This is a genomic window from Microcoleus sp. PH2017_12_PCY_D_A (genome assembly GCF_020738565.1).
In the GTDB taxonomy this organism is placed as follows: Bacteria; Cyanobacteriota; Cyanobacteriia; order Cyanobacteriales; family Microcoleaceae; genus Microcoleus.
On record NZ_JAEQCI010000009.1, the window covers coordinates 76,407 to 99,887 of the forward strand.

At 44.0% G+C, this 23,481-nt stretch carries 26 protein-coding genes; 17 read left to right on the forward strand and 9 right to left on the reverse strand.

From position 1 onward, the window contains the following. The first annotated feature begins 77 nt into the window (after positions 1–77). From JGK39_RS00435 to JGK39_RS00460, 6 genes are all read left to right on the forward strand, one after another. Positions 78–437 carry a hypothetical protein gene (locus JGK39_RS00435; RefSeq protein WP_293247428.1) on the forward strand — a complete coding sequence of 120 codons (360 nt, stop codon included), beginning with the start codon at positions 78–80 and terminating at the stop codon, positions 435–437. A gap of 71 nt (positions 438–508) precedes the next feature. After that, positions 509–841, forward strand: a complete 333-nt coding sequence (locus JGK39_RS00440; protein WP_293247426.1) for a hypothetical protein — start codon at positions 509–511, stop codon at positions 839–841. 4 nt (positions 842–845) lie between these two features. Next, the gene (locus JGK39_RS00445) at positions 846–1,256 is read left to right on the forward strand and encodes a hypothetical protein (protein WP_293247424.1); all 411 of its coding nucleotides are present in this window, start codon (positions 846–848) and stop codon (positions 1,254–1,256) included. A gap of 78 nt (positions 1,257–1,334) precedes the next feature. Next, the gene (locus JGK39_RS00450) at positions 1,335–2,021 is read left to right on the forward strand and encodes a hypothetical protein (RefSeq protein ID WP_293247422.1); all 687 of its coding nucleotides are present in this window, start codon (positions 1,335–1,337) and stop codon (positions 2,019–2,021) included. 12 nt (positions 2,022–2,033) lie between these two features. Next, positions 2,034–2,480 carry a hypothetical protein gene (locus tag JGK39_RS00455; protein ID WP_293247420.1) on the forward strand — a complete coding sequence of 149 codons (447 nt, stop codon included), beginning with the start codon at positions 2,034–2,036 and terminating at the stop codon, positions 2,478–2,480. Between the two features lie 27 nt (positions 2,481–2,507). Continuing rightward, positions 2,508–3,035: a hypothetical protein gene (locus tag JGK39_RS00460; RefSeq protein WP_293247418.1), complete on the forward strand. Its 528-nt coding sequence runs from the start codon at positions 2,508–2,510 to the stop codon at positions 3,033–3,035. Positions 3,036–3,162: 127 nt separating this feature from the next. Here the strand turns inward: JGK39_RS00460 and JGK39_RS00465 are convergent, their stop codons facing one another. Together JGK39_RS00465 and JGK39_RS00470 are read right to left on the reverse strand one after the other, a co-directional pair. Next, positions 3,163–3,333 carry a hypothetical protein gene (locus JGK39_RS00465; protein WP_293247416.1) on the reverse strand — a complete coding sequence of 57 codons (171 nt, stop codon included), beginning with the start codon at positions 3,331–3,333 and terminating at the stop codon, positions 3,163–3,165. Next, positions 3,330–3,680, reverse strand: a complete 351-nt coding sequence (locus JGK39_RS00470; RefSeq protein ID WP_293295413.1) for a hypothetical protein — start codon at positions 3,678–3,680, stop codon at positions 3,330–3,332. The genes JGK39_RS00465 and JGK39_RS00470 overlap by 4 nt, the downstream gene beginning before the upstream one ends. A gap of 304 nt (positions 3,681–3,984) precedes the next feature. Between JGK39_RS00470 and JGK39_RS00475 the strand changes: the two genes are divergently transcribed. Next, positions 3,985–4,209: a helix-turn-helix transcriptional regulator gene (locus JGK39_RS00475; protein WP_293295415.1), complete on the forward strand. Its 225-nt coding sequence runs from the start codon at positions 3,985–3,987 to the stop codon at positions 4,207–4,209. Between the two features lie 152 nt (positions 4,210–4,361). Here JGK39_RS00475 and JGK39_RS00480 read toward each other — a convergent pair whose 3' ends face one another. Beyond that, positions 4,362–4,508, reverse strand: a complete 147-nt coding sequence (locus tag JGK39_RS00480) for a hypothetical protein (protein WP_293295417.1) — start codon at positions 4,506–4,508, stop codon at positions 4,362–4,364. Here JGK39_RS00480 and JGK39_RS00485 point away from each other — a divergent pair. From JGK39_RS00485 to JGK39_RS00495, 3 genes are all read left to right on the forward strand, one after another. Then, on the forward strand, positions 4,507–5,379 hold the full coding sequence (locus tag JGK39_RS00485) for a ParA family protein (RefSeq protein WP_293262033.1): 873 nt from the start codon (positions 4,507–4,509) through the stop codon (positions 5,377–5,379). The two genes, JGK39_RS00480 and JGK39_RS00485, sit on opposite strands and share 2 nt — an antisense overlap. Next, positions 5,376–5,828 carry a hypothetical protein gene (locus JGK39_RS00490; protein WP_293295419.1) on the forward strand — a complete coding sequence of 151 codons (453 nt, stop codon included), beginning with the start codon at positions 5,376–5,378 and terminating at the stop codon, positions 5,826–5,828. Before JGK39_RS00485 ends, JGK39_RS00490 begins: the two co-directional genes overlap by 4 nt. Before the next feature lie 68 nt (positions 5,829–5,896). Further along, positions 5,897–7,279, forward strand: coding sequence for a DPP IV N-terminal domain-containing protein (locus tag JGK39_RS00495; RefSeq protein ID WP_293295421.1), 1,383 nt, complete (start codon positions 5,897–5,899; stop codon positions 7,277–7,279). A 244-nt stretch (positions 7,280–7,523) separates the two neighbouring features. On the opposite strand, the gene hpsL is transcribed toward JGK39_RS00495, so the two are convergent. Continuing rightward, complete coding sequence (hpsL, locus tag JGK39_RS00500) at positions 7,524–9,188, reverse strand: hormogonium polysaccharide biosynthesis protein HpsL (protein ID WP_293262042.1); 1,665 nt, start codon at positions 9,186–9,188, stop codon at positions 7,524–7,526. A gap of 449 nt (positions 9,189–9,637) precedes the next feature. On the opposite strand from hpsL, the gene JGK39_RS00505 reads away from it, so the two are divergent. Further along, entirely contained in the window at positions 9,638–10,210 is a 573-nt protein-coding gene (locus tag JGK39_RS00505; RefSeq protein ID WP_293262045.1) for an alpha/beta hydrolase, read from the forward strand. A gap of 176 nt (positions 10,211–10,386) precedes the next feature. Here JGK39_RS00505 and JGK39_RS00510 read toward each other — a convergent pair whose 3' ends face one another. The 3 genes from JGK39_RS00510 to JGK39_RS00520 form a co-directional block, all read right to left on the reverse strand. Continuing rightward, positions 10,387–11,283: a CoA-binding protein gene (locus JGK39_RS00510; protein WP_293249939.1), complete on the reverse strand. Its 897-nt coding sequence runs from the start codon at positions 11,281–11,283 to the stop codon at positions 10,387–10,389. Positions 11,284–11,367: 84 nt separating this feature from the next. Beyond that, on the reverse strand, positions 11,368–12,597 hold the full coding sequence (locus JGK39_RS00515) for a succinate--CoA ligase subunit beta (RefSeq protein WP_293249942.1): 1,230 nt from the start codon (positions 12,595–12,597) through the stop codon (positions 11,368–11,370). 565 nt (positions 12,598–13,162) lie between these two features. Next, the gene (locus JGK39_RS00520; RefSeq protein ID WP_293249945.1) at positions 13,163–14,668 is read right to left on the reverse strand and encodes a glycosyltransferase family 2 protein; all 1,506 of its coding nucleotides are present in this window, start codon (positions 14,666–14,668) and stop codon (positions 13,163–13,165) included. Positions 14,669–15,051: 383 nt separating this feature from the next. On the opposite strand from JGK39_RS00520, the gene ebsA reads away from it, so the two are divergent. The 6 genes from ebsA to JGK39_RS00550 all read left to right on the forward strand — a co-directional run bounded on the left by ebsA (position 15,052) and on the right by JGK39_RS00550 (position 20,405). After that, a complete protein-coding gene (ebsA, locus tag JGK39_RS00525) occupies positions 15,052–15,426 on the forward strand; it encodes a type IV pilus biogenesis protein EbsA (protein WP_293249948.1) in 375 nt (124 codons plus the stop codon). A 932-nt stretch (positions 15,427–16,358) separates the two neighbouring features. After that, positions 16,359–17,456 (forward strand): phosphotransacetylase family protein, encoded by a 1,098-nt coding sequence (locus JGK39_RS00530; RefSeq protein WP_293249951.1) that lies wholly within the window; start codon positions 16,359–16,361, stop codon positions 17,454–17,456. Positions 17,457–17,770: 314 nt separating this feature from the next. Continuing rightward, positions 17,771–18,274: a DNA recombination-mediator protein A gene (locus JGK39_RS00535; RefSeq protein ID WP_293131869.1), complete on the forward strand. Its 504-nt coding sequence runs from the start codon at positions 17,771–17,773 to the stop codon at positions 18,272–18,274. Positions 18,275–18,289: 15 nt separating this feature from the next. Further along, the gene (locus tag JGK39_RS00540; RefSeq protein ID WP_293184317.1) at positions 18,290–18,706 is read left to right on the forward strand and encodes an MAPEG family protein; all 417 of its coding nucleotides are present in this window, start codon (positions 18,290–18,292) and stop codon (positions 18,704–18,706) included. A gap of 222 nt (positions 18,707–18,928) precedes the next feature. Further along, a complete protein-coding gene (locus JGK39_RS00545) occupies positions 18,929–19,420 on the forward strand; it encodes a YajQ family cyclic di-GMP-binding protein (RefSeq protein WP_293184314.1) in 492 nt (163 codons plus the stop codon). Positions 19,421–19,424: 4 nt separating this feature from the next. Then, positions 19,425–20,405, forward strand: a complete 981-nt coding sequence (locus JGK39_RS00550; RefSeq protein ID WP_293295423.1) for an SGNH/GDSL hydrolase family protein — start codon at positions 19,425–19,427, stop codon at positions 20,403–20,405. A gap of 799 nt (positions 20,406–21,204) precedes the next feature. Here the strand turns inward: JGK39_RS00550 and JGK39_RS00555 are convergent. Further along, entirely contained in the window at positions 21,205–22,866 is a 1,662-nt protein-coding gene (locus JGK39_RS00555; protein ID WP_293295425.1) for a mucoidy inhibitor MuiA family protein, read from the reverse strand. After that, positions 22,859–23,455, reverse strand: a complete 597-nt coding sequence (locus JGK39_RS00560; RefSeq protein ID WP_293249960.1) for a Uma2 family endonuclease — start codon at positions 23,453–23,455, stop codon at positions 22,859–22,861. Before JGK39_RS00560 ends, JGK39_RS00555 begins: the two co-directional genes overlap by 8 nt. Positions 23,456–23,481 lie beyond the last annotated feature (26 nt).

Below are 23,481 nucleotides of genomic sequence, written 5' to 3' on the forward strand. Positions count from 1 at the left end.
TTTTTTAGTGTTAGGTTTTGTTCCTTTAACCTAACCTACTAGATCGGTAATCACACTCAATTGTAGTAGAGGTTTCAATGTCAAACTTTGGACTTGGTTCTATTAAAAATGCTTTAAGTCAAGCATTGGAATATCTACCAGACTGGAAAAAATTAAACCCACTTGACAAAGGAAAAGTAATTGATAAATCTTTCAAAGCACTTTTGGAAGATTTGATGAAACAGTTCAACATGAAGCCAGGTGTTGATTATGTAGATAATTTAAAAGATAATGAACCGATTACTGATTTTGTAGCATTATCAAAAAATGCAGATGATTTAATTCAAGGATTATTAACTGGTAAGGTTGTGGCTATTTCAGGACATAGTAAAGTCAGTAAACTAGGAAAGGAATTTACTGTTGACGCTCATTTTCGCGATCTGAGAAAGTCAGCCTAGAAATTTTCTCTATTTCCGAAACTTATCTTATAAACACTTAGTAAAGTTCAATAGTTTCTTAAATCAAGCTTATGACATATTTTGTAGAGGGGAATTTTATTTACGAGTGTAAATCTTCCCCTGAACGAGCAGATGGGTCTGTCAATCAAGGAAGTCTTAAAAACTGGATATGTGACGTGAAAAAGTTATTAAAAAGGAAGCAGCCAACCGGGTTTCGTTATATTTTTCCTGTTAATCGTCTAGATGATAACAATAAAAATATTTTAGGAAAGCTTAAGGAAGAATTTCCTAATGTAGACATACAATATTATGATTGTGATTCAGTTGATCGCCTTGTTAGGGCTTTGGAAAAAGTCAATAGCTTACCTGAGTTAGTGGAATACATTAAACAAGCTAGGAACTAAAAATATGTCTCAATCTATTCATTTTGCCAGAATTAAGTATTTTTCTGAAGAGTTCACGAAAGAGCGTAAGCATGATGAAATTTTGCAAGAATTAAAGAAGATTTTGAAAGAAGAAGAAAAGATTGATGAAACGCTGAACAAAAAGTTTATTGAAGATATAGAGACTCAATATCTGACATTAAGTGCTAACACTTCTGAGATAGAAAAATTTTTGACTAACGGTTCAGACATTCAATTACATCCACAATCAAGGTATTACTTTGTCACTGAAAAATTGTGGCCGGTTTTGCAAGAAGAAATTTTTAAACAGTCTCAAGATATAAAAAAGGCGAAAGATTATTTTGATCTAGCCAAAGATTGCATCGAGATTGAGGGCTACTACAGCAAAAAAATGCTAGTCTTTGAAGCTTCTTGAGTCTGATTGTACATCTTTGGAGGGTGAAGTCGCCTCTGTTAAAATTTACTTAATTTGTAACGAGATTTTAAAAAATGTATGGAATATAAGACTGAATTTGGTATTCGTTTCGATAAGTTACAAGCCTCACCAGAAATGGAAATTTATCGGAACTTGCAAGCTTTAAGTGCAAGTTATCGGGTTTTTAATAAAAATTACGATGAGCTTGTATACCATCTGGATCATCTCAACAATCCAAGAGAATCTTTGTTTATGTACAGTTCTGAACAAAGAGAGAACCTTGAGAGTTTAATTGATGAAGCTTCAAGACTATTTCATAACTTTCTTGCATCTGCAAAATCGTTAGTTGATCACACAAGAAACATTGTTAAGAGGCTCTACTCTAATCAAGAGTTTATAAAGGAATATGAGGCAAAACTTGCTGGAAATATTGCTAATAATTCAGTTCAAAAATTTGTGCAGAGGTTGCGAAACTACACACAGCATTACATCTTACCTATCCCAGCGTTGCAAATCGAATTTGCGGAAGAAAATATAGAGATGAGTGTGCGTCTTGATGTTGAGATTCTGAAGCAGTGGGATAGCTGGGGAAGCTCAATGTCTTATTTAGAAAATTTAGGAGATAGTTTATGTCTAATTTCTTTATCAAATGAATACTTTGTTATAGTTCAAGAATTTTATCAGTGGCTTACAGAACGGCAAACACAACTTCATCGGTCTGACCTTGAGAATCTTCAGAAGATGAAGGATGAGCTTACAAGTTGAAAACATTAACTGATGGCAAAACTTTACTATCGTGGCATGGCGGAGCAAAATGGTAAGCCTAAAATAGGTCGCAGTGCTAGATTATTAGGGGTTAGGCCTGGTATTGACATAGATATTGAGCAAATGCCGACAGGTTATCTAAATGAGCAAGGCTATTTGTTAGCAGATTCAGAACGTGTGTTTCGAGGAGAGCTTGTTGTTGTTGCCGTCAGGAATACAAAAGGAATGTCTGTTTCCCTTTCAATTGAAAGTTTACCAGCTTTTCGCAGACCTGCAAAATTTGGTGGAACTGGAAAAGACTCCCTATGGCAAATTGATGACAGAAACATTATGGGAGATTTGCAGGCAGTCCAAGATAGCTCGACCCACGTTAGTATCTTGCCAAGAGTTACAATGTCTCTGGAAAGGTATGAGGTAGCATTGGCAAACACCCAAAATGATTGGGAAAGAGTTGATTAACTTTATATATCATAGGAGTCTATAACAATGGCGTGGATATTCAGTTTATCGGCAGAGTGTGGCTCTGATGAAGCCAAGGTTAATAAATTTGCTGAACACTTTGAGGGCATAGAATGGATGCTGTCAAATAATCGCCAATGTCTATGTCGAACAGATATTTTTCAAGATATGGATCGAAACTGGTGGTGTCGGGTTTATCCCAATAATATTAGTGAAGTGGGAATAGATAGCCCTGAAAGTGCTTATGTGATGACAGAGTTAGGTATTTTATTTTATCTAACTCTACGGTTTGCTCCTTGGTTTCGCTATGCTTTGGTTGGGGTTGAAGTTGATGAATTCAGAACCTATAGTGAACTTATGGAGGATTTATCTAATTTATCTATTCCTGGATTAGTTTTAGCAAAGGAACTTATTCATGGGCTAGAAATATCACCTGTTTTTCGACCATTTAGTCCTAGTTATATGTGGCAACCATACGAGGGGGAAGTCTATAATCCATTAATGGCATCCCCAGAGTTGAAAAATAAGCTGAATGAGCTTCTGGCTGTGAGTTGAATAGTGACAATTTACTATTGATTATAGTCTTTGTCAAAAAAAGGAAGCTATTTGAGCTTGACAAATTGCGATCGCCCTTCAATGAGACACAAAGGTCGATGCGATCGCCTTTTTCACAACTTACTCATTAGAGTTGCTTCTGTTTTTCGGCTGGTTTAGCTTTAGCTTCAGACCATTTTTGGTATTTAGCGGTATTAGCCGAGATCATTTGACACATTTCTCTAGCTTTCTGTTCGCTGTCTCTTGTTAATTCCAAAATTTCTAGCAATTCCTTCTCATCGAGTTCTTTTTGTGTCATTGTAAATTCTCCAAACGGGCTTTAACACTACTAACTCTTATTTTAGTTTCCAGCACTCGACCTAGCTCCATTGCCAAGTCTTCCCCCACCTCTTCTATTCTATCATTTGTCAGGACTTCAACTGCTGAGAGATATTCTATGCGTTCCTGAATTTGTGATTTCGAGGTGTTTGCGAAAAATATACAGGTGTTTAAGAATCCCGAAATCTGAATCACGGTAAAATTGTTTGGAAAGCTCCCTAGGATAGCTCTACAAATATTTAGTCCCTCACCTGCTTCCTGCTCAATTTGGGTTAGCTCCTGCTTTATACGCTCAACTAGAACGGTTATTTCTGATGGAATTGACATATGATACGACTTACTATTGATTATAGTCTTTGTCAAAAAAAAGAAGCTATTTCAGCTTGACAAATGGCGATCGCCCTTCAATGAAACACAAAAGCCGATCGCACTTCGAGGGCTGCGCTAACGCACTTCACGCAAAAAAGTGCGATCGCTTTTGGGTTTGTACATCCTGAGTCTAGTTCAACCCCTGCCGCTTGTCAAGCGTTGCGGCAATTTATATTGCCGTAAAGGCAATATAAGAGATGATCAAGGTTGCAGAATGCTAACATCAGCTTGCAAAGTAATGGCTAGCAGTTGAGCGTCAGCAGTGATCCGTTGGAAATTGGCAGTTGTGATGGCCGATCGCAATATCAGCAATAAAGAATTGGCTGTTTTAATTGGGATGCACCCCACATCTGTGTCGAAAATCAAAACCCGCCGCCGACTCACCCGAATCGACGAAGCAACCCTTAGCGCTTTGTGCAGAGCACTGAACTGTCAGCCGGGGGATTTAATGGTATATGAAGAGGACAATCCCGATGGCTTAAAATGACATAGTTAAATTGACTGTATTTCTATCAAGATTTACTTTTTATTTAAGAGCTAATGTGTAAAAATTGCGGCTCGATCGCACTATTAGAGAGATTTTTCGGTTGGTAGTTCAGTTCAAGACTTCCAACGGTAAGAAGAAACGTTGATTTGACATCAGTTCATGTTCATTTTATTATTTGTTTCTCGATCGCACTTTCCTTTTGATGTCAATTGACATATCGGGCTGCGATCGCCCTCTCCGCTAACCACCACAATATGTTTTAATTTATATTTGAGCAAAATCCAAACAAACCCAGCCATGAGTCCAAAATCCATAGCCGTAATCAACTTCAAAGGCGGAGTCGGAAAGACCACCGTCACCTGGAGTCTGGGAAATATTATATCCCAAAGCACAGACCTAGAAGTCCTTATGTTAGACTTAGACCCGCAAATGTCGCTCACAGAGGCGATCGGGCTTAACGAAAATACGGGTCATTTAGATGACAAATTTGGTAAGTGGTACGAAAAATCTCTCAAACACAGACTCACAATTTACGACGCCCTCGAAGTCTTTAAAAAAGCCGGACAAAACTTTAAATTTCCCGTTGGTTTCGACACCATTTATCAGATTGACGAACAGTTGCATTTTATCCCTTCAGTTGAAGAATTGTATTGGTTAGACCTCGATGGATTTGAGGGGAAAAGTGTTAAAGACTTCATCCGTCAGTTTAGCGGCAAAATCGCTAACTCTCCCAATCTCCCTAAATACGATTTGATGCTGTTTGACTGTTCGCCTTCCTTCAGTCTCCTCACCTACAGCGTACTTTCTTGCTGCGACTTAATACTGATTCCTGTCAACCCAGATTATTTTGGTTCTCGGGGATTGAGTTTAGTTTTAAACTCGCTCCAAAAACGGATTGAACCTTACCCGTTTCCCAAGATTGCAGTGTTTATGAATAAAGCTAAAATCTATGGAGGATTGCTGACAAATGAAGTTCAGTTTTACATGAGAGAAGTCAAGAGACTTTGTGCTGAAATCTCAAAAGACAATAACATAGAAGTGAGATTTTTAGAATCCACGATTCGGGAAAGCGTTGGGCTAAAGCGGGCGATTAATGAGGGAGAACTGCCGCGAGAATTGGTTAGAGAGTTTGAGCAACTTTGGCGCGAGTGTGAGGAGTATCTCAAATGATTAAAAAAGAGATTTTGGCGGATGGCGAGCAAAAAAGCGGCGGGTTAGTTGATGAAATTGCCGAACTTAAGGAAATCTTGCGGGAGGTTTCCAAAAAATTAACCAGAATTGAGGCTCAAGTCAAGCGGGGAGGGCTTTCTGCTGGGTCAAAAACTTCTGAATTACAGGCTGTTGCTGTTGCTGATGTTGAGAAACCTGCTAATTTATCTACTGACAATGTTCTAGAAGTTTATGAAGAATTGCGTTTGCAAGCTAAGAAGGGTCATGAACTAGAGGTGAGGCAAAAATTGGCGGCTATGAGTGCAACTGATTTGAATTTGATGTGTTGCGAGTTAGGGATGCCGCCCAGCAGCAAGAATCCGTCCCGCAAAAAAATGTTTGAGCTAATTATTGGTAGAATTAAGCAGAGTTTGATGCTGTCGCGGCATATCGATCGCCAAACACTGTAAAAATTAGCCTCTGAATCGAGAAAATGGGTTTTAATTTGCCTTTCCCGCTGGGATTTGTAACAGGCAAGATGCCTGTTCCACAAAAGAGTTTTCCAGAAAAGCCTGTTCCACAAGAGTTTAAGTTAAGTGTGGGGTGGGCATCTTGCCCGCCCCTGAACAACTGGTTGCAAATTCTGCAACTTTTCAGGTTCAATCAATTAAGGCGGTTTTGGTCGATCGCCCTTATCGCCCTAACACTCTCGATCGCCCTGTTTTCAACCCTTCTGGGCTCTCCGACAACCGCAGCCCAAAAACCAAACATACTGGCGTTTACAGCTCTCCAACAGCGCGGCAGCGAGATCAAAAACAGTTTATTTACCGTCAACGCTACCAGTTTGGCCCGCCGCGAACTTGCACCCAATATAGATGTTAGCTATACGCTAGTTTGGTCGTCCAAGGGCGATCGGCTGGCTTTCGTGAGTGGCGATACCGACATCTATACAGTTAATAGTGACGGTTCCGGGTTAACTAAACAGTTTGCTGGGGAGTCTTGCAAAGCATCTAATTTTGAAATAGCTTGGTTTCCCAACAGCAAAAAACTTATTTTTGCCCGCTCCTGCGACGGTTTTACCTCGGATTCTCCCGGCAGTCAATCACTTTATACGATCGATATTTTTGGTATTAAAGGAACTAAATTAGTTAGGAATTTGGAAGTAGGCGGACAACCAGCTAAAACAGAAATTTCCTCGCCATTCTATCTTTCTCCTGATGGTGAACAGGTAGCATTTGTCAAGGATAAAAATATCTACAAAATGAATGCGGACGGTTCGGGCATGACTAAATTAACCAAAAGTTCCGGCGAGTATACATCTGGCGGTAGCGAACTTGTCTGGTCGCCCGATCGCGCAAAAATCGCTTTTTTGTCCGGCACCTATCCCCAACAGCAAGTTTACACGATTAATGCCGACGGCACCAACCTCAAAAATTTGACTAACAACCCGCAAAATCAAGTCTACAACGTCAAGCTGTTTTGGTCGCCCGATAGCAGCCGCATTGCTTACTATCAGGGCAAAACGGGCGATTTGAGCGGGGACGAGCAGGATATTTGGGCGATCGACCTTAACAGCGGAACCGCCAAAAACCTCACCCAAAAACCAGGAAACTACGATGCACTTTCCTGGTCGCCCGATGGCAAACTTATCGCCTGCGCCACCGGAGACTTCAACCAGCAAAAATTATACACAATAAATGCTAACGGTGACAAGCTAAATCAACTAGCTCCTCGCCTAGGAATGTCGGGAATTTCTGAATTAGCTTGGTCTTCTGACAGTCAGCAAATTGCTTTTGCTTTTAATGAAATCACAGGCGATAAAAGCAATTTGTATGTAATTAATCGCAACGGTTTGGAATTTGCTAAATTGACAAACGACAAGGATTTAAATGCTGGCACTCCGGTTTGGCAACCGCAGTAAAATTACAATTTATCTCCTGTCCGATCGATTAACCGCAATCAGATTAGTTCGTTCGTAGTGCGGACTTAAGTCCGCAAAAAGCTGCGGACTTAAGTCCGCACTACAAACCGTTTTTGTTAGGCTAAGCGACCGGACATTATATTATACGCTCTCTGGTGAAACTACCACAATTCAATAGGTTTGTAGTGAGGACTTCAGTCCTCTCTCGTTTGAAGAGGACTGAAGTCCTCACTACCAACTTTTGTCAAATTGGAGCCGATGCAATAATCTTTTTCTCCTTAAATTGGTTGTGAACTTCCAATTCATCTCCCTCAAGTTCCTGGTGTTTTTCCTCCTGCACCTGTTTGTCAATTTTGGGCAACTTTAAAATCGCCCCAGCCAAAACCCAGTAATAGACAGACACTGGATCTACATCCAGCGGATAATATTGAGGATTGATCGTAATAAATCCCACAAACACCCAAAAACTAGCTCCGTAACTCCGCAAACTTTTGTCCTTGACAGAACGGTAAGCTCGAAAACTTAAAAAAGCTAAGTGTAAAAGCATGATTTGAAAAGCAATCATTCCCGGATAACCGAGTTCGTAGATCAACTTAGGATGGAAAGTTTCAATGAGTTGCGTAGTACCAAATATCCGCGTTGAATTAGTCGCTCGTCCCACACCTCTACCGAGAGGTCTGTCAATGATAAAATTGTTGCTCTGCTCCAACTGATTCAAGAAAAACTGCTGAGGCGGTGCAGCATTCCAGCGGTTAACAAAACTCTCCCACCGCTGCTCGATAATTCCTGGGTTAATTGCCGCACCCACAAATAGCAGAATCGCCAGTCCTGCACCGATGGGAATAAATCGTTTTAAATTAACTAATTGACCTGTAAGAATTAGCAGAATGCCCGTGGCAACTGGAACCAGAACTAAAGCAGCTCTTTGCCCGGAAATAACCGCATTGGCAAAGACTAATGCCATGCCTAATAAACCAATAACTCTCCACCAGAATGAAGGGTCACAAAAGGCAGAGGCAAAGGTTAAAAAAGCATTAGAAATTAAAAACCACGCCCACTGCCAAGGTGCGACAAAAGTTCCCGGCAAGCGGATAAACTTGACTTCTGGACTGAATACCAAAGAACCGCCGACCAAACATCTAGCTTGCAGAGTTGCTTTATATAATTCTTCTCCAATCATGCCTCGGGTACCCGCGCATTTTCCGCTTTGCAGCAAGAGGTATTGAATCAAACCGAGAACGCAGCAAACGATCGCCAAAACTACGTGCATTCTACCAAAAAACACCAAATCCTTCTTAGTGCGGAGCAGATAATAGGTACAAGCAATCAGCGGTATGTAACCTATCAATACTTTTAAGCCGAGAATTCCTTGTAGAATGGGTTTGTCGCCCTTCATCGGGTTGAGCTGCATCTCCCCGTTGACAAAAATTAAAGTCAGCATTGCCATCATCAACAGGATGCTGAAGGTAGAAAGCATTTGTTTGGGAATGAACAGAGGCAACTGTTTCTTTTTGCATCTTTGAATGAGGGCGATGAGGGCTGGTATGTAGAAAGCGTCTTTGGCAACTTGAAATGCAGCATTCCCGCCGCCAATTGCGTAGGTAACTGTACCGCTTAAAGGCAGGTAAATAAAAAAAGCCCAGAAAGCTTGACGGGGGTATTTGTAGGAAAGCAGCAAAATGGCTGCGGCGGCGCCTCCGGCAATAGCAATCTTAGCGCGAACCACGAACAACAGGCCGATGCTGACAGCAGCACTGATTAAGCAGCTTATGACGATCGCCTGCGCTAATTCATTGCGCTTTTGTGAAGTTTTGCGTTTTTGTGCAGCTACTTCTTTTTTGCTGGACGTTGTTGTTTTTTCGCTGTGCTTTTGTTTGGACTTCTTAGATTTGCGCTTGGTTTTAAACATAACTTCTATAAGGCACTTATAGCTTTTCAAGCGAAAGATTCGCGGACGACTGGGAATAGGGAATAGGGCATAGGGCATAGGGCATAGGGCATAGGGCACTCGGAAGTAGAAGGCGATCTTATGTAGAATGTAGAAGGCAAAATGTATATAGCAGTTGACAGTTGACTGTTGGGAATCAAACCGTTTAGGGGACAGGGTTTCTGGTTCTATTCATGAGGTTATTTATGTCTGAAAAGCCAAGAATGTTGCTATATAAGAAAAAAATTATGTAGGTGTGGTTACTTATTCTTGAAGTCCAGAACGCGAAAAAATCTGGGTCAAGATGCTGGGTGCGAGGCGGGCAGAAATTACGCTCGCGACCTTGTAGAATATAACTGCTGCATCTATAATGTACAAATCGCGAAAAAATAATTTTAATCGATCGCTCAAATCGATCGCAGAAACTCAATATGAAGTTAACAAAATTGGTATCGATCGGCATTGCCCTATTTGTAGGAGCAAGCGCGAGCATATTATCTAGCAGCAGAGCCTTCGCTGCGGAAAAAGTTGTACTCACCTTTGGCCCGATCAGACAAGCCGTCAATATCAGCGATTTAGAAGACTTTGCTAAAGACGGCACGACGACACCAACCCTCCAACAAATTATCGGGTTCTCCAAAATGGACCCAAAAATATTGCAGGGGTTGATCGGTTTACAAATCGGTTTAAAGCCAGCTAATCTCGCCCGGATAGTTTACAGCACCCCAGGCGAAAAAATTACTGACGAAATCGGTCAAGCAATTCGGACTCAACGCCGCACAGAAGGTGGCAAAGCCCTGCGGGCGGCGGTGATTCTGGCAGCCGGCGACGACGGTAAGGTATCGCTGCTGGAAATTTTGAAAAAGTATCCTCTGCCCGAGGTTTACGTAGATATTGCCAGCGTTGCTGCGACTGTTGGGAAAATTCAGAGTTTGGCTGGAAATATGGGCACCCTGCTACAAGATTCCAAGGGCGAGACAAGGGGTACAACTCAGACAAAATAGTACCGAAAGTTCGACGGTATCAACAGGTTTGTAGTGAGGACTAAAGTCCTCAGACTTTTTTGCGGACTTTAGTCCTCACTACAAACACTGACTTTTTTGCGGACAGGTTTGTAGTGAGGACTAAAGTCCTCAGACTTTTTTGCGGACTAAAGTCCTCACTACAAACCAAGAAGCAATTAATTTTTCTCGAGCAACTTTTTCAGCAACTTAGGAACCTCCGAAGGCCGAGCAGCTACGGGTATTTGGGCCTCTTCAAAGGCAGCCATTTTGTTCTCTACCTTGACACCAAAGGCTTTCTGGGCGGCAGCCCGAGAACTGATCAGGATGCCGGCATGGCCCAATGATGGGCCTTTGGGAGCGTAGCGGCCTGCCAAATAAGCAACCACCGGTTTGTCGATCGCCGAAGCGATGTAAGAAGCAGCAGCTTGTTCGCTCCAACCGCCAACTTCCCCGATCAAAACCATCGCCTCCGTACTGTCGTCTTCGTCCAAAAGTTGCAGCCACTGCATAAAAGAAGAACCAACAATCGCGTCGCAGCCAATACAAACCGCCATCGACTGTCCCAAACCCGCCTCAGTCAGTTCCAGAGCAACTTCGTAAGTCAAAGTGCTGCTGCGGCTGATTACTCCGATCGAGCCTGGAGTGTAGAATTCCTTGGGGTGAGTTCCCAGCAGCAATTTATCGGGCACAATAATCCCCGGACTGTTGGGCCCGATCACTAAAGTTTCCGTAGCCTCTGCTTTTCGGACTAAGCGCACCATATCCAGAGGAGGCACTCCTGGAGTGACGATCGCGATTTGCCGAATTCCTGCCGCGATCGCTTCTAGGGCCGCATCCAGCACCAAGTAAGCATCAACCAAAATTACCGCAGTGTCAACGTGACCCACTGCCACCACAGCTTCTTCTACCAAATCAAAAATAGGAATTCCCTCCAACTCCTGCCCTCCCCTACCGGGACTGACACCGGCGACTACATTAGTGCCGTATGCTTTCATCATCAGGGCGGCGCGGGTTGAGGCTGGAGATTCTGTAATGCCCTGTACTAGGACTTTGCTTTCTGGAGTTAAATTCATTTTTTCCTAGTTAACACTCGATCTTTCAAAAGCAGAAGGCTTTCATATATTGTCCAGAGTTCTCGTTTTGCCGATCGACTGTCGCTATTTGGCAGATGATACAGCTTGAGCCGCAGCTTCATCTAAAGTGCTAGCTAGCTGCACCGGCAACTGTCCGAAACGCTTTTTAACAGCATCAGCATCGATCTCTACCAGGCGCAGCACAACTTGAATGTGCCGGTTGGCGCGAGCTTTCCGTTCCAAATAGCCCGCTACGGCGGTGATGATTTCCTCGCTCTTGGAAGCGCTGCCCAAAATATTTACAAGTATTACCTTAACGCTTTTATCCTGAGCGACTAACTCCAGACCCAATTCCGTGCGATCGCGCAGGGCATTTACTGCATCGTAACGATCTAAAGAACCCAGGTTCACAAAATTAGCCGGTTTTCCTCGTTGGTGAGCTACAGCATCCAGAGTTGCCATTGTCAGGCCCACTCCGTTGCACAAAATCCCGACATTCCCGTCTAGTTCCACTAATTCGAGAGATTCGGAATTCGAGCTCGGGGATTGAGGTTTGGAGTCAAACTGATCCGGCGACTGCTGCGCCTTTGAGTTGGATTTGGGGCGATCGCCCCCATAGGGATTTCTCCTGCCCCCTCCCATCCCGCTGCTTTGCGTTTTACCCGAGAGTGCTGCCAAGTCTGGATGCCGCCCCAAGGCATCGTCGTTGGCGCTGACTTTACCGTCTAAAGCCATTAACTCTCCTGTTGGACTGATCCCGAGAGGATTGATTTCTACTAAATCTAAATCCTTTTGGACAAACAACCGATACATTTTTTCGACAATGGTACTCACCGATTGAATCAAATCTCCCTGCAATCCCATTTTCAGCATGAGACGCCTCGCGTAGAAAGGCGAAAATTCCTGATCTACGGCAACTTGCTGCATTTGTTCGATCGACCCTTCGACATCCATACCTCCTTCTCTGGATCCCAGAAGTACCGGGCGGCGGGCGATCGGGTCTAGGAGTACCGCCAAGTACAATTCTCGATCGGCGTTGTACTTTGCTTCTGCTAACAGGACTTGCGGATATTCATCTTCGATCGGCAAATTAAAAATTGTTTGAGCCGCAGCAACTGCATCGATCGTATTTTCCACAAATTTAATGCCGCCCGCCCGGCCCCGTCCCCCAGCCCGCACTTGCGACTTAAGTACAACTGGGTAAGGAATTTTCAGCCCTTTGAGGTCGGCGGGATTGTCAATCCGCTGCGACGGCAAAATCGGAATTGCCATCTGGCGAAATAAAGATTTGGCTTGGTACTCTAACAAATCCATTCTTAATAATTGGTGACGGGTAGTTGGCAACAAGCAATTCGTCGTTTTTTGCAATTCATAATTAATAAATAATAATTGGCTTTTTGTCAAGTTAAAACTTAAAAATTATGGCTTTTATCTTTTAATTCTCAACTTTTATATTCCTTCTGACTTATTCGATATTGCTGGCATATCACCTATTACCTAAGCTATTTTGTACTTTGTGTTTGGCGATATACAATTGCCAGACTTGACTGTTGGCTCGGGCTGGGACACAGTATGGAGATGGTTAGTAGTTTTTTTATCTTAGGAGTTTTGGCCATACTGTTTCCAGATATTTCTGGGAGCTAATTATCAATTGATTCCAGTAAATTAAGCATCAAATACGACTTGCTTTTAAGCTGGTCATGTGTATTTTATCCCTTTTTCCTGATAACTCATGACTCCTTACTAATAACTCATGACTTTTTCCCAATAACTCATGGCTCCTTCCCAATAACTCATGACTTTTTTCCAATAACTAATGACTCCTTCCCAATAACTAATGACTGATGACTAATGACTAATGACTAATGACTAATGACTTCTAATTAGCAGTGCCTTGATGGACAGTTTTAACCCATTTCAGCCGCTTGGGACGCACCGAAATCCGAGCCGTCACAATCCCTACCAGCAGCCAGTGCAACATATACACAGTACCCCGCAGCGTTTGCAGCAAGGTGACAAAAACTCTTTTAATGTCAAATTTAGTCTCTTTGCGAGTGCGGCGCAAACCGACAAACATTCCCACCACTGACAAGGTAAGAGTCATCACAGTTATGGGACTGGCGATCGGCATCCGGCGCAGCGCAATTGACATCAAAAAGTCCGGCAGCGCTACTGTCGGCAAGAAATATTGAGATACCCAAAATCCAAATAAATCCCAAGTTTTCCCAGTTCCCATCCGATTGCGTAAAATTAGCTGCCAGTAGTCAAGATAACGCTGATAGCCGCCTTCTGCCCACCGATTGCGCTGGTGCCACAGGGCCGTCGCGTTGGTAACTCCTTCTTCTGACACGGCTGGGAAAGCCAAAAATTCAATGTCCCACTGGTCTAGGTGCAGCCTCACGGTCAAATCCAAGTCGTCGGTAATGGTTTCCTCGTTCCAGCCGCCGCAGCTTTCTAAGGCGGTGCGCCGCATGAATTGGCCGTTACCGCGCAATTCTCCAATGCCGCCGATCGCAATCCGCTGCTGTTGGAAAAAACTATCGAGAGCCATTTCTGCTTCTTGGCCGCGAGTCCACACATTTACCGCTGCGTTAGCGATCGCTTTTCTGACTTGCACCGCCCCTACCTTTTCTCTCTCGAACACCGGCAGCACCCGGCGCAGCAAATCTGGCGTTACCGTCGCGTCGGCGTCAAATATTCCCACAAATTCCCCGCGAGTCAGCGGCAAAACTTCATTCAGGGCTCCCGACTTGCCACCGCTGGCATTTACTCCTCTGCTAAATACTTTGAGCTGCGGGTACTGTTTGGTTAGGGCCTCCAATACTAGCGCCGTGCCGTCGCTGCTGCGATCGTCGATCGCCCAAACTTCGTAGCGGTCGATCGGGTAATCTACATTGCAGATGGATTGTACGAATCGGGCAATCACCGCTTCCTCATTTTTCGCCGCCACCAGCAGCGACACGTAGGGCCAATCCTCTCGATTTTCATCGGCAAGAGGCGGCCCTGCGGGCTTGGGAGTCGCAAACAACACTCGAAATGCTTGCATCCACAGCAGTCCCGTCAACCCCCACACTACCCACGCACCCCAAGAAATCAAGTGCAGGGCGATCGTGCCGCCCCAAATCGCAGTCAGCAGCGCGGCCGCTTTTCCCCGCCTTCCCCGGTACAGATTTTGAGGAAAAGAAGGAGATCCCGGCACAGACACCGCCACCGGGAGCTTTGATGAAGTTTCCGCGTCAAACACCCTGTCGCCAATGTCTGGTATGGCAAATATTTTGCCGAGCTTGGAGTTCGAGGTCAAACTCTTGAGCTCTTCTTGAGCTAGATCTGGGATGTCCAACTTAAGCTCGCTGCTGTCGTTTTCTGGCCAAGAACTCTCCTGCATAGGTTACTTGATTCAACCACCAATAGTTTTTGATTTTTAGAGATAAGTATTTACTGTATCAGGTTCTGAGCTTTTCTCGAAAGCCGGTGGGATCGCGCACCGCAGGAGGGATCTATGCTGGTACGGCAAAGGTAAACTGGCATTGTATAGAGTCTTTGGGATGACCCCCCAAAAAAAACGGATACCAGCCCGCGACTTAAGTCCTTCGCCACCCCAAATTTTAGACTTTTGTTCAAATTCGCCACTTCAGCAGATTCATCTGCCCTTGTAAATCTAAAATCTAAAATCCAAAATCCAAAATAGAGTGAGTTTTGCTTGCGATCGACCAGGAATATCTGCTAGTTTTTGCAGATGATCTCAACCCACTGTCAGGATGCGGAAATATGTCTCTTCCTCAACTGAAACCAGCCGACGACAAAGAAGTGAAAGTCTACGCGCCTTTCTATCAAGAGCCCCGGCGCAAGTTTTTGCCGCACGCTATTGGTCTCTACAAGCTCAAAAGCTTGGAGGGGGCAAGAAAAATTGACGGAGGCGAAGACGTACCCTTTGTCGCTAGTTGGAATATCTCGTCGCTGCCGATGGATTTGACCCGCTGTCGGGTGTTGTTTGACGGTAATGCTGAACTCAGCTACGAAGTGACTCTGCAAAGCTCTGAGTTTGTCAGTTGCTTAATTGAGGTACTCCTGACTTTTCAGCGGACTCGTACCGTCGATTTTTCTAAAACGTTTTACCGCAAGCTGATGCGTATGGATGAGTAAATTTGACCGCACCCGCCATCTCAAAAGTTTGTAATTGATTGCGGCCCAAAAATGCGCGCTAATAATGTAATGCCATCGAGAAGGCGAGATTATATTATTGGTGCGCTATTTCTATTTTGAGGAGTTACCAAAAAGAATTGGTTTAAAGCCCCAAGCCCGATCGCCCTTGAGAAATAAAAAGAAGATGATTTATTACTCCAATCCTCAGACTTTCAGGTAGAGTTGGCACTCCTTTCGTCAACTGTCAAGGGGTCAACTGTCAAATAAATTTTTCGTGATTGGTAATTTATTCCTGGACGTAGGGGTTGACAGAAACCGGGTTTTTTCACGAAAATTCTAGCCAGAAAACCTCATATTTTGTGAAAAATCCAGTTTCTTGATGTTTGTGTTTAAGCCATATAATTAAGGAGCGCAAATTAAATAATTTACACAAGTATGTGGGATGGGCGTCTCGCCCGTCCAGAAAGGAGGGGCGAGACGCCCATCCCACAAGAAACATCAAATTGTAAGTTATTTAATTCTCATTTCTAAGGAACCCGCGTGCCTCACGGAAATTGAGAACCGCTATAACTGAGTTGTTGCGTCATTAGAAAAGAGTGCAAAAATTGCTTTACTATATTGAAAGGCATCTGGATCTAACTACGTTGCATAGGTCTTTAAAAAGCGGCATTTATATCAATTAAAGATTGATAAGATTATTCTTAAACAGTTGTTTGATAGTTAATAAAAACCTAAAGCCGCAAAAAAAATATGAAAATAAAGATGTCAAAAAAAAGCTAACTAAAGGGTGGCGAACAAATGAATAAAAGTTCCCCTTAAAAAATCGATCGGCGCAAAAGTGACAAAATCGAGTATAATCATATTGCGAAATTGACTCGCAATGCTGAAATACTGTTGAATAAACTAAATTTATTTAAATAGACAGGTCCAAATTGAGGAGAGAAGGCGTACCCAAATTGACTAAATATTTGCTGATCGGTTCGACAAAAGCTTACAGCGGCAAGTCCGCGATCGCCCTGGGGATGGCGCTGGCACTCCGGGAACAAGGAATGGCAATCGCCTACGGCAAACCGCTGGGAACCTGTTTCAGCTCGGAGGGAGCTGGAGTGGCGGAGGAAGATGTGCGGTTCGCGGTAGAGACGCTTAAACTCTCAGAAAGTCAGATGCCGTCAACACTGCTGTATTTGGACGAAGAGACGGTTCACAAGCGTTTGCGCCAAGAAGACAAGACAGATTACCGCCAGTCTCTGGCGCAATATTTGCAAAATCCCAGCGGAGACTTGGTGCTGTTAGAAGGCCCTGCTAATTTGGAGGAAGGCAGTCTGTTTGACTTGTCTTTGTCTCAAATCGCTGATGCCATTGATGCCTCTGTGCTGCTGGTAGTGCGCCCGATCGATCTTTATATAGACGATTTGCTGTCAGCGAAGCGGCGCTTGGGCTCGCGCTTGATAGGCGTCGTGCTCAACGATGTTCCCTCCGACAAACTTGAATCCGTAACTGCGACTGTGCGCCCTTTTCTGGAAGCTAGCGGTATTCCAGTTTTGGGAATGCTGCCGAGAAGCGCTTTGCTGCGGAGTGTCAGCGTCAAAGAATTAGTCCACCAATTGAAAGCTGATGTTCTCTGCCGTCGAGACCGCTTGGATTTGATGGTGGAAACCTTGACAATTGGTGCGATGAATGTTAGCTCAGCTATGAAGTATTTCCGCAAAGCCAGAAATATGGCGGTAGTCACCGGGGGCGATCGCACGGACATTCAGCTCGCGGCTCTGGAAAGCTCGACTCAGTGCTTAATTCTCACAGGCCACTTGCCTCCTTCTCCCTTGGTAATCGGCAGAGCAGAAGAAATGGAAATTCCAGTTTTATCTGTTGATTTGGATACCTTAACCACGGTGGAAATTATCGACAGCACCTTTGGCAATGTCCGCCTGCACGAACGCATCAAGGTGGAATGCGTTACTCAGCTAATGGCAGAACACTTTGACCTTAAGGCCATGATGGCATCATTGGGTTTGGGCGATCGAGTTCATTAACAAGGCCACCGGATCTGAAGGTATTCGGCAGCGGGAACTGGGCGAACAACATATTCGGCAGAGGCAAGAAGGCAGAGAGGATTTTTGGTTTAAAAAATAAAAACTCAAAATTCTTAAATCCTCAATTTTTATTGAATCGTACCTTCTGCTCTGGCTGCCGAATGCTTTTAGACATTCTGCCTTCTGGGTTCCTCAAATCTCCCGCTCCTCTAGTCAGATACCGTTAATCAGCAATTCTTAACTTCTTTTTGGTGGCAATTGCTAGTTAGTCTGCTAGAATCCACAACGTAGTTTTATTTAATTTAATAAATTCTTTGAGTCAATCAATTGAGCTACCCAGAGTTGATGATTTTTTACAAGAACTTGCGGCGATCCAGCAAACAAGCTCCAAGCGGGTTGCTCTTTTGGGTTCTCGCCACGTTCCTATTACCCACCAGCAGCTAATTGAGATGCTGAGCTACGCCTTAGTTCTGGGAGGCAACCAGCTCATCACATCGGGGGCTACAGGCACCAATTCAGCCGCAATTCGGGGGGCAATGCGAGCAGATCCTAATCTGCTGACGGTGATTTTGCCGCAAAGCATGAGCCGCCAGCCTCGGGAGTCCCGCGAGCAGCTCGAACAAGTCATACATTTGGTAGAAAATCCCAAAAATGACAGCTTGTCTCTCCCGGAAGCCAGCGCCATGTGCAATCAGGAGATTATTTCTCGCTGTCAGCAACTGATCTGTTTTGCTTTTCACGAAAGCCACACTTTGCTGAAAACTTGCCAGGATGCGGAGGAACAGCGCAAAGTTGTTACTCTGTTCTATTTTGATTGAAATGCGAGGTGGATAATGCTGTTGGGATTGCCTGTGTCGGTTATTCTGCTTGATTCTGTTGCTGCTGCTGCTGCGCTGGTTTACGCACCGTTTTTGGTGGTTGCCCTTGCTCGGTTGCAGCTAGGCTATGACCAAGCAGCACCTCGCGCTATGTTTGATAGGTTGCCCGGTTACGCTCAGCGGGCAACTTGGGCTCACCAAAATTCGTTTGAGACGTTTATGCTGTTTTCAGCGGCGGCTTTGATGGCTTTTGTGACAGGAATAGATTCGGAGGCGGCGGGCTGGGCTGGAATCGCTTTTCCTGTAGCCCGATTGTTGTTTTCGGTTTTCTATATTCTGAATGTGCCTCTGGGGCGATCGCTCATGTTTGCGATTAGTTCTACTTGCACTTTCTCTTTATTCTATTTCAGTTTGATGGCTGTTAATGGGTAATTGTCAGTTGTCAGTTGTCAGTTGTTAGTTGTTAGTTGTTAGTTGTTAGTTGTTAGTTGTCATTAGTTGAGAGACGCTTAATTAATGACTAATTACCAACTACGAACTACTAACTACCAACCACCCATTCCCCATTCCCCATTCCCCATTCCCCATTCCCCAATGCCCTGCGCGGGCCAATGACCTGCGCGGGCCAATTACCAATTTACCAATTACTAATTTATGGCTGCTAATTATTCATTTGATATTGTCAGCGAGTTCGACAGGCAAGAATTAGTTAACGCCGTTGACCAAACAGTGCGGGAAATTCAAAGCCGCTACGACTTGAAAGATACCAAAACCACCGTGGAATTGGGCGCAGAATCGATTACTGTCAATACGGACAGCGAATTTACTCTCGATGCCATTCACACTGTTTTGCAAACAAAAGCCGCTAAGCGGAATTTATCTCTGAAAATTTTTGATTACGGCAAAATTGAAGCTGCTAGTGGTACTAGAGTACGCCAAGAAATCAAACTCAAAAAAGGGATTGATCAGGAAATTGCCAAAAAAATCACTAAATTAATTCGAGATGAATTTAAAAAAATTCAAGGCTCGATTCAAGGTGATGCAGTCCGCGTTTCTGCCAAGGATAAGGATGATTTGCAGTTGGTAATTCAACGCTTGAAGCAAGAAGATTATCCGATGGCTTTGCAGTTTACCAATTACAGGTAGGTTTGTGAAAGCTAGGTATTGGATGCCCGGTTGTGCGATCGCATCTTTGAGCGCGATCGAACTTGCGTTGCGCTTGCTGGGATTCGGAAATCCTGCTTTGCTGCAAGCTGATGCTGAGGTTGGGTATATATTTGCACCAAATCAACTTGTATATCGTTTTGGCAATAGACTTCAGTACAATCAATTTTCTCAACGGTCTGAACAAATCGATTCAGCCAAGCCTGAAGGTACTATCAGAATTTTGATGACAGGAGACTCGGTTCTCAATGGCAATAATAGCACGGATCAGGCAGAAACTATTACAGAATTGTTGGCAGCGCGTTTGTTGGGCATCAAAAAGCAGGTTCAGGTGCTAAATGCTTCTGCGGGATCTTGGGGAATTGGCAATCAATTGGGATATATTCGCAAGTTTGGCACTTTTGAAAGCGATGCTGTGATTTTGCAAATTGGTACTCACGATTTGCTGCAACCTTCAAGTACCAGCGCCGGGATCAAAAATAATCCCCTGATGCCGAATCGCAAACCGTTATTGGCAATGCAAGAAGTGTTTGATAGATACGTTGTGCCCCGATTTTCGAGTGTTTTTGTGCCGAATTCCCCTGGGGCGGGTGTGCCTGTGCCGGAAGCGCAACGGTTTAGGGAAAATATGCAGCGATTTGAGGAAATAGTGGCTTTGGTGCGAGCTCGCAATATTCCATTGTTTGTGTTGTATACTTGCGATCGCTCGGATTTACTGCCAGTACCGAATCAGCCGAGGTTTAAATCTGAGTTTGTCGATCGGCTAAAAGCTTTGAAAATTCCAGTCACAGACACTCATGCAGCCTGGTCAAAATTGCCGAAAACCACGGTAGAAAGTTATTTTCGGGATGGCGTACACCCCACAGCCCCAGCCTATGAATCTATCGCAGATTTATTGTTTCAGCAGTTGTGTACTGAGAAAAAATTAGCTGCTTGCTCATTAACCAATACCAATCCTGAAAAATAGTGCTACACATATATTTTATGCGATCGTCTGTAAACAAATGCGATTGCCCTGTCCCGAGATGGAACGGCGAATTTCAATAAGTGATAGACAATTTAATTGTGTAGCAAAATGCGATCGCAATTATTATTAAATATCTAAACTTGTGACTCTTTTTGTCACAAGTTTAGCGGGACTTGCTGCAAGTCTATCGCACTTAAAGAACGTAAATCCTGCGATGCTGACTGCCGGTGAAAAACCAGGTTTCTCCGTTCAACAGAACTTAAAGTAATACCAATTTGTCAAATTAATCCAAAGCCGTAGTTGTAAGGTGTGGAACCATCAGCAATCCCTAAAAAATATCGACAATTTAACAGATCCGCACCCGCTCAACAGAGTCAGTGTAAACAAACACAACATTTATTGTGTAGCAATCTTTTATTAAAATGGTATTATATTGTAACTCTAATTGCGTACAAGGAGCAGAATTTATCCTGGAGATTCCCATTACCAATTAAATGTTAAGTAAGGACTTACAACTAATATCAGTTTGCCAAAGTGTTGCTACAATTCTCAATTTTATAATTTTTTTTATTAAAAAGAATTGTACTATGTCCGGTCGATTACAATGACAAAAACGGTTTGTAGTGCGGACTTCAGTCCGCTCTTTGGGTGAGGATGCGGACTGAAGTCCGCACTACAAACGAATCTTAGTGTTGTCAATCGATCGCACACGATCTTATCCCAACTGATATTTAGCAATATTTTTCAGAATTGATATAAGCTGTAGCTGGCGCTACAGCTTGTATAGCGTAAATTATATTTAAATATCTAAACCAATGACTGTTAACTCGGGAGAATGTTCGACAACAAACTGGTAATATAACTCTTGCTTGGCTTGCGGTGGCAGAGATATTATCCATTCTAGCAGTCCCATTTCACCTGCTACTATCTTTGGATTAGTCTGAGTTAAACGCACTTTTATTTGTTCTTTGCGAGGGACTGGCAGTTGCTCTTTTAGTGTCAACTTAGCAGGCACTTGCTGCAAGTTTGTCAAAATTAACCGATAGGCGTAAGTCGTGCGCCGCTGGTTGCCGATCAGTTTTTTATCGACTTGTCTTTCCACTAATTCCCGCTCTATTTTTAATCCTTCATCTATTCCTAAATTAAGTTGGAATTCTTCGCCTGGGGAAATATTGTCTAACTGTAAAGTACCGACAAAAGTGTTGTCGCGAAAGATATTTGCTTTCCCGGGCAGCAGAGTTGCACCTGTCGTCGGATTGGTAATTATTGCTTGTAAATAGGCGAAACTGACTAAACGCGGAATGGCGATATATTCAGGTTTTGAGGGATAATTCTCACTGAAAATAGTGACTTTGTGCGGCGTGCCGTCGCTGGGAATATTGGTATTTCCTCCTACTTGAAATGAGACGGTGCTACCTTCTCTGGATACTGTTGCTGTGGCGGTTTGAGCTACTATGGGTTCGGGTTCGGGAGCAGCACTACGCATAGCTATGATTGCAAATTGTGGCTCATTTTCCATCTCAAATCCCCCATATGTTTCCATTTCTGCTTTCGCAGTCTGTCGGTACTGTTTTCTCATAAGTTCTGCGGGTTGAGCAGATTGTGGGCGAACAATGTCGATAAACCAGGGTTGGAGTTTTGGCGGCAAAGTTCCCATTCCGGGTTTGGCTGTGGATAAAGTCAGCGCTACTCCCCTCCAATCTTCGCCGGTGTTTTGGTTGACTTCGGCTAGGTAATTGAGATTGATTTGATTGTTGGTTGTGTTGACTCGCAAGTCGTACAGGGGAGTCCAGCTAGCTCGCATTACTACATAGGAAATTTCTAGTTCAAAATTGCCGCTTCCGCTGGGTTCGATCGCCACAATGATGTTAAAAGTTTGCTGGGAATGGGGAGTTTGTACTTGGCGCAACTGCTGGCGCAATGCTTCTATTTGCTTGTTTAATTCGCGCTGCTGTCTTTCGTGTTGGGCGATCGCACTTATGTACTTTTTATAATTACTGCCTAAAAAATTGAGCAATTCGCCGGCTTCATTCAAACCGATCTGCTGCTTGGAAATGCTGCTAGCAAAGGAACCTACGCTTTTTTCGCTCAAATTCTCGACAAAGTTGAGTTGAATTCTTCGGGAGGCGATTTGCTCGTCAATTCCGCGTTTTTGGGTTTCTAACTCTTGGATTTGTTGGGTTAATTCGGCGGTGCGATCGCCCGCAGGTTCGCTGTGAAACACGGTTTCGGTGTGCACTCCCAGCAATCGCACGGCGACGGTACCCGCACCGGTAGCCCTGACTGACTCGGTTTCGAGGGTTGTGGGGAGAGAGGCTACAGTCAATTCGCGCTCGTTTCCCGTCAGGGCTACTGTGCCGCGGCGGGTGATCAGGGCGCGATCGGTGTACACAGTAACTTCTGAAATTCGGGATTCTACTATTTTGCTATTATTGCGATCGAGTAAATCTGAATCAGTCATTGCTACTAATCCCTCTACGAAACTCTTGTAGTGCTGCCGGGGGCGAAGCCAACAAAATGCAGCGCTTCCACACAGATAAGTCTAACTCAGACAGCAATTCGCTGTTTGTAATTCGCTCATAACCCTGCTCTCGCAAATGGTAAAGCTCTAGCGTTCCGTCTTCCCAAAACCAAACTTCCGGCACACCCATCACCCGATATTTCTGAAGTTTAATCGGACTGCCGCTAGTAATAACTACCTCAACGCACAAGTCAGGAACATCCTTATCTGTCCCGAAACAATAAGACAAATCTGCCTGATACTCGACTTGACCTTCACCAATCTGGCTGTAAGCACCGCTGGGGAAAAACTCAATTTCCGTAACTTCAAAGTAGATCGCAAGCAATACGCCAATTATCGATTTAAATGCTTCATGAGGTTTATTAATACCGACAATCTCTAACACTCCTTGACAATAAAATAACCGCACTCCCGGCACATTCTCAAAGCTAGCTTGAATTGCTTTGAATTGATGCCATGTTAAGCCGCGCCAAGTGAAATGCTGCTCGGCGGCGGGAGAAACTGTGGGATTGTCTATAGTTTGAACCATGACTGTCCTGTTTATTTCAATATGTT

What these genes read in the sequence shown, in the direction of transcription:
- JGK39_RS00545 (WP_293184314.1), top strand. Translation starts at nt 18,929, where the DNA reads ATGGCTGCTAATTATTCATTTGATATTGTCAGCGAGTTCGACAGGCAA.
- JGK39_RS00555 (WP_293295425.1), bottom strand. Translation starts at nt 22,866, where the DNA reads ATGACTGATTCAGATTTACTCGATCGCAATAATAGCAAAATAGTAGAA.
- JGK39_RS00515 (WP_293249942.1), bottom strand. Translation starts at nt 12,597, where the DNA reads ATGGATTTGTTAGAGTACCAAGCCAAATCTTTATTTCGCCAGATGGCA.
- JGK39_RS00520 (WP_293249945.1), bottom strand. Translation starts at nt 14,668, where the DNA reads ATGCAGGAGAGTTCTTGGCCAGAAAACGACAGCAGCGAGCTTAAGTTG.
- JGK39_RS00560 (WP_293249960.1), bottom strand. Translation starts at nt 23,455, where the DNA reads ATGGTTCAAACTATAGACAATCCCACAGTTTCTCCCGCCGCCGAGCAG.
- JGK39_RS00505 (WP_293262045.1), top strand. Translation starts at nt 9,638, where the DNA reads ATGAAGTTAACAAAATTGGTATCGATCGGCATTGCCCTATTTGTAGGA.
- JGK39_RS00455 (WP_293247420.1), top strand. Translation starts at nt 2,034, where the DNA reads ATGGCAAAACTTTACTATCGTGGCATGGCGGAGCAAAATGGTAAGCCT.
- JGK39_RS00450 (WP_293247422.1), top strand. Translation starts at nt 1,335, where the DNA reads ATGGAATATAAGACTGAATTTGGTATTCGTTTCGATAAGTTACAAGCC.
- JGK39_RS00445 (WP_293247424.1), top strand. Translation starts at nt 846, where the DNA reads ATGTCTCAATCTATTCATTTTGCCAGAATTAAGTATTTTTCTGAAGAG.
- JGK39_RS00490 (WP_293295419.1), top strand. Translation starts at nt 5,376, where the DNA reads ATGATTAAAAAAGAGATTTTGGCGGATGGCGAGCAAAAAAGCGGCGGG.
- ebsA (WP_293249948.1), top strand. Translation starts at nt 15,052, where the DNA reads ATGTCTCTTCCTCAACTGAAACCAGCCGACGACAAAGAAGTGAAAGTC.
- JGK39_RS00470 (WP_293295413.1), bottom strand. Translation starts at nt 3,680, where the DNA reads ATGTCAATTCCATCAGAAATAACCGTTCTAGTTGAGCGTATAAAGCAG.
- JGK39_RS00435 (WP_293247428.1), top strand. Translation starts at nt 78, where the DNA reads ATGTCAAACTTTGGACTTGGTTCTATTAAAAATGCTTTAAGTCAAGCA.
- JGK39_RS00485 (WP_293262033.1), top strand. Translation starts at nt 4,507, where the DNA reads ATGAGTCCAAAATCCATAGCCGTAATCAACTTCAAAGGCGGAGTCGGA.
- hpsL (WP_293262042.1), bottom strand. Translation starts at nt 9,188, where the DNA reads ATGTTTAAAACCAAGCGCAAATCTAAGAAGTCCAAACAAAAGCACAGC.
- JGK39_RS00540 (WP_293184317.1), top strand. Translation starts at nt 18,290, where the DNA reads ATGCTGTTGGGATTGCCTGTGTCGGTTATTCTGCTTGATTCTGTTGCT.
- JGK39_RS00440 (WP_293247426.1), top strand. Translation starts at nt 509, where the DNA reads ATGACATATTTTGTAGAGGGGAATTTTATTTACGAGTGTAAATCTTCC.
- JGK39_RS00495 (WP_293295421.1), top strand. Translation starts at nt 5,897, where the DNA reads ATGCCTGTTCCACAAAAGAGTTTTCCAGAAAAGCCTGTTCCACAAGAG.
- JGK39_RS00480 (WP_293295417.1), bottom strand. Translation starts at nt 4,508, where the DNA reads ATGGCTGGGTTTGTTTGGATTTTGCTCAAATATAAATTAAAACATATT.
- JGK39_RS00465 (WP_293247416.1), bottom strand. Translation starts at nt 3,333, where the DNA reads ATGACACAAAAAGAACTCGATGAGAAGGAATTGCTAGAAATTTTGGAA.
- JGK39_RS00510 (WP_293249939.1), bottom strand. Translation starts at nt 11,283, where the DNA reads ATGAATTTAACTCCAGAAAGCAAAGTCCTAGTACAGGGCATTACAGAA.
- JGK39_RS00460 (WP_293247418.1), top strand. Translation starts at nt 2,508, where the DNA reads ATGGCGTGGATATTCAGTTTATCGGCAGAGTGTGGCTCTGATGAAGCC.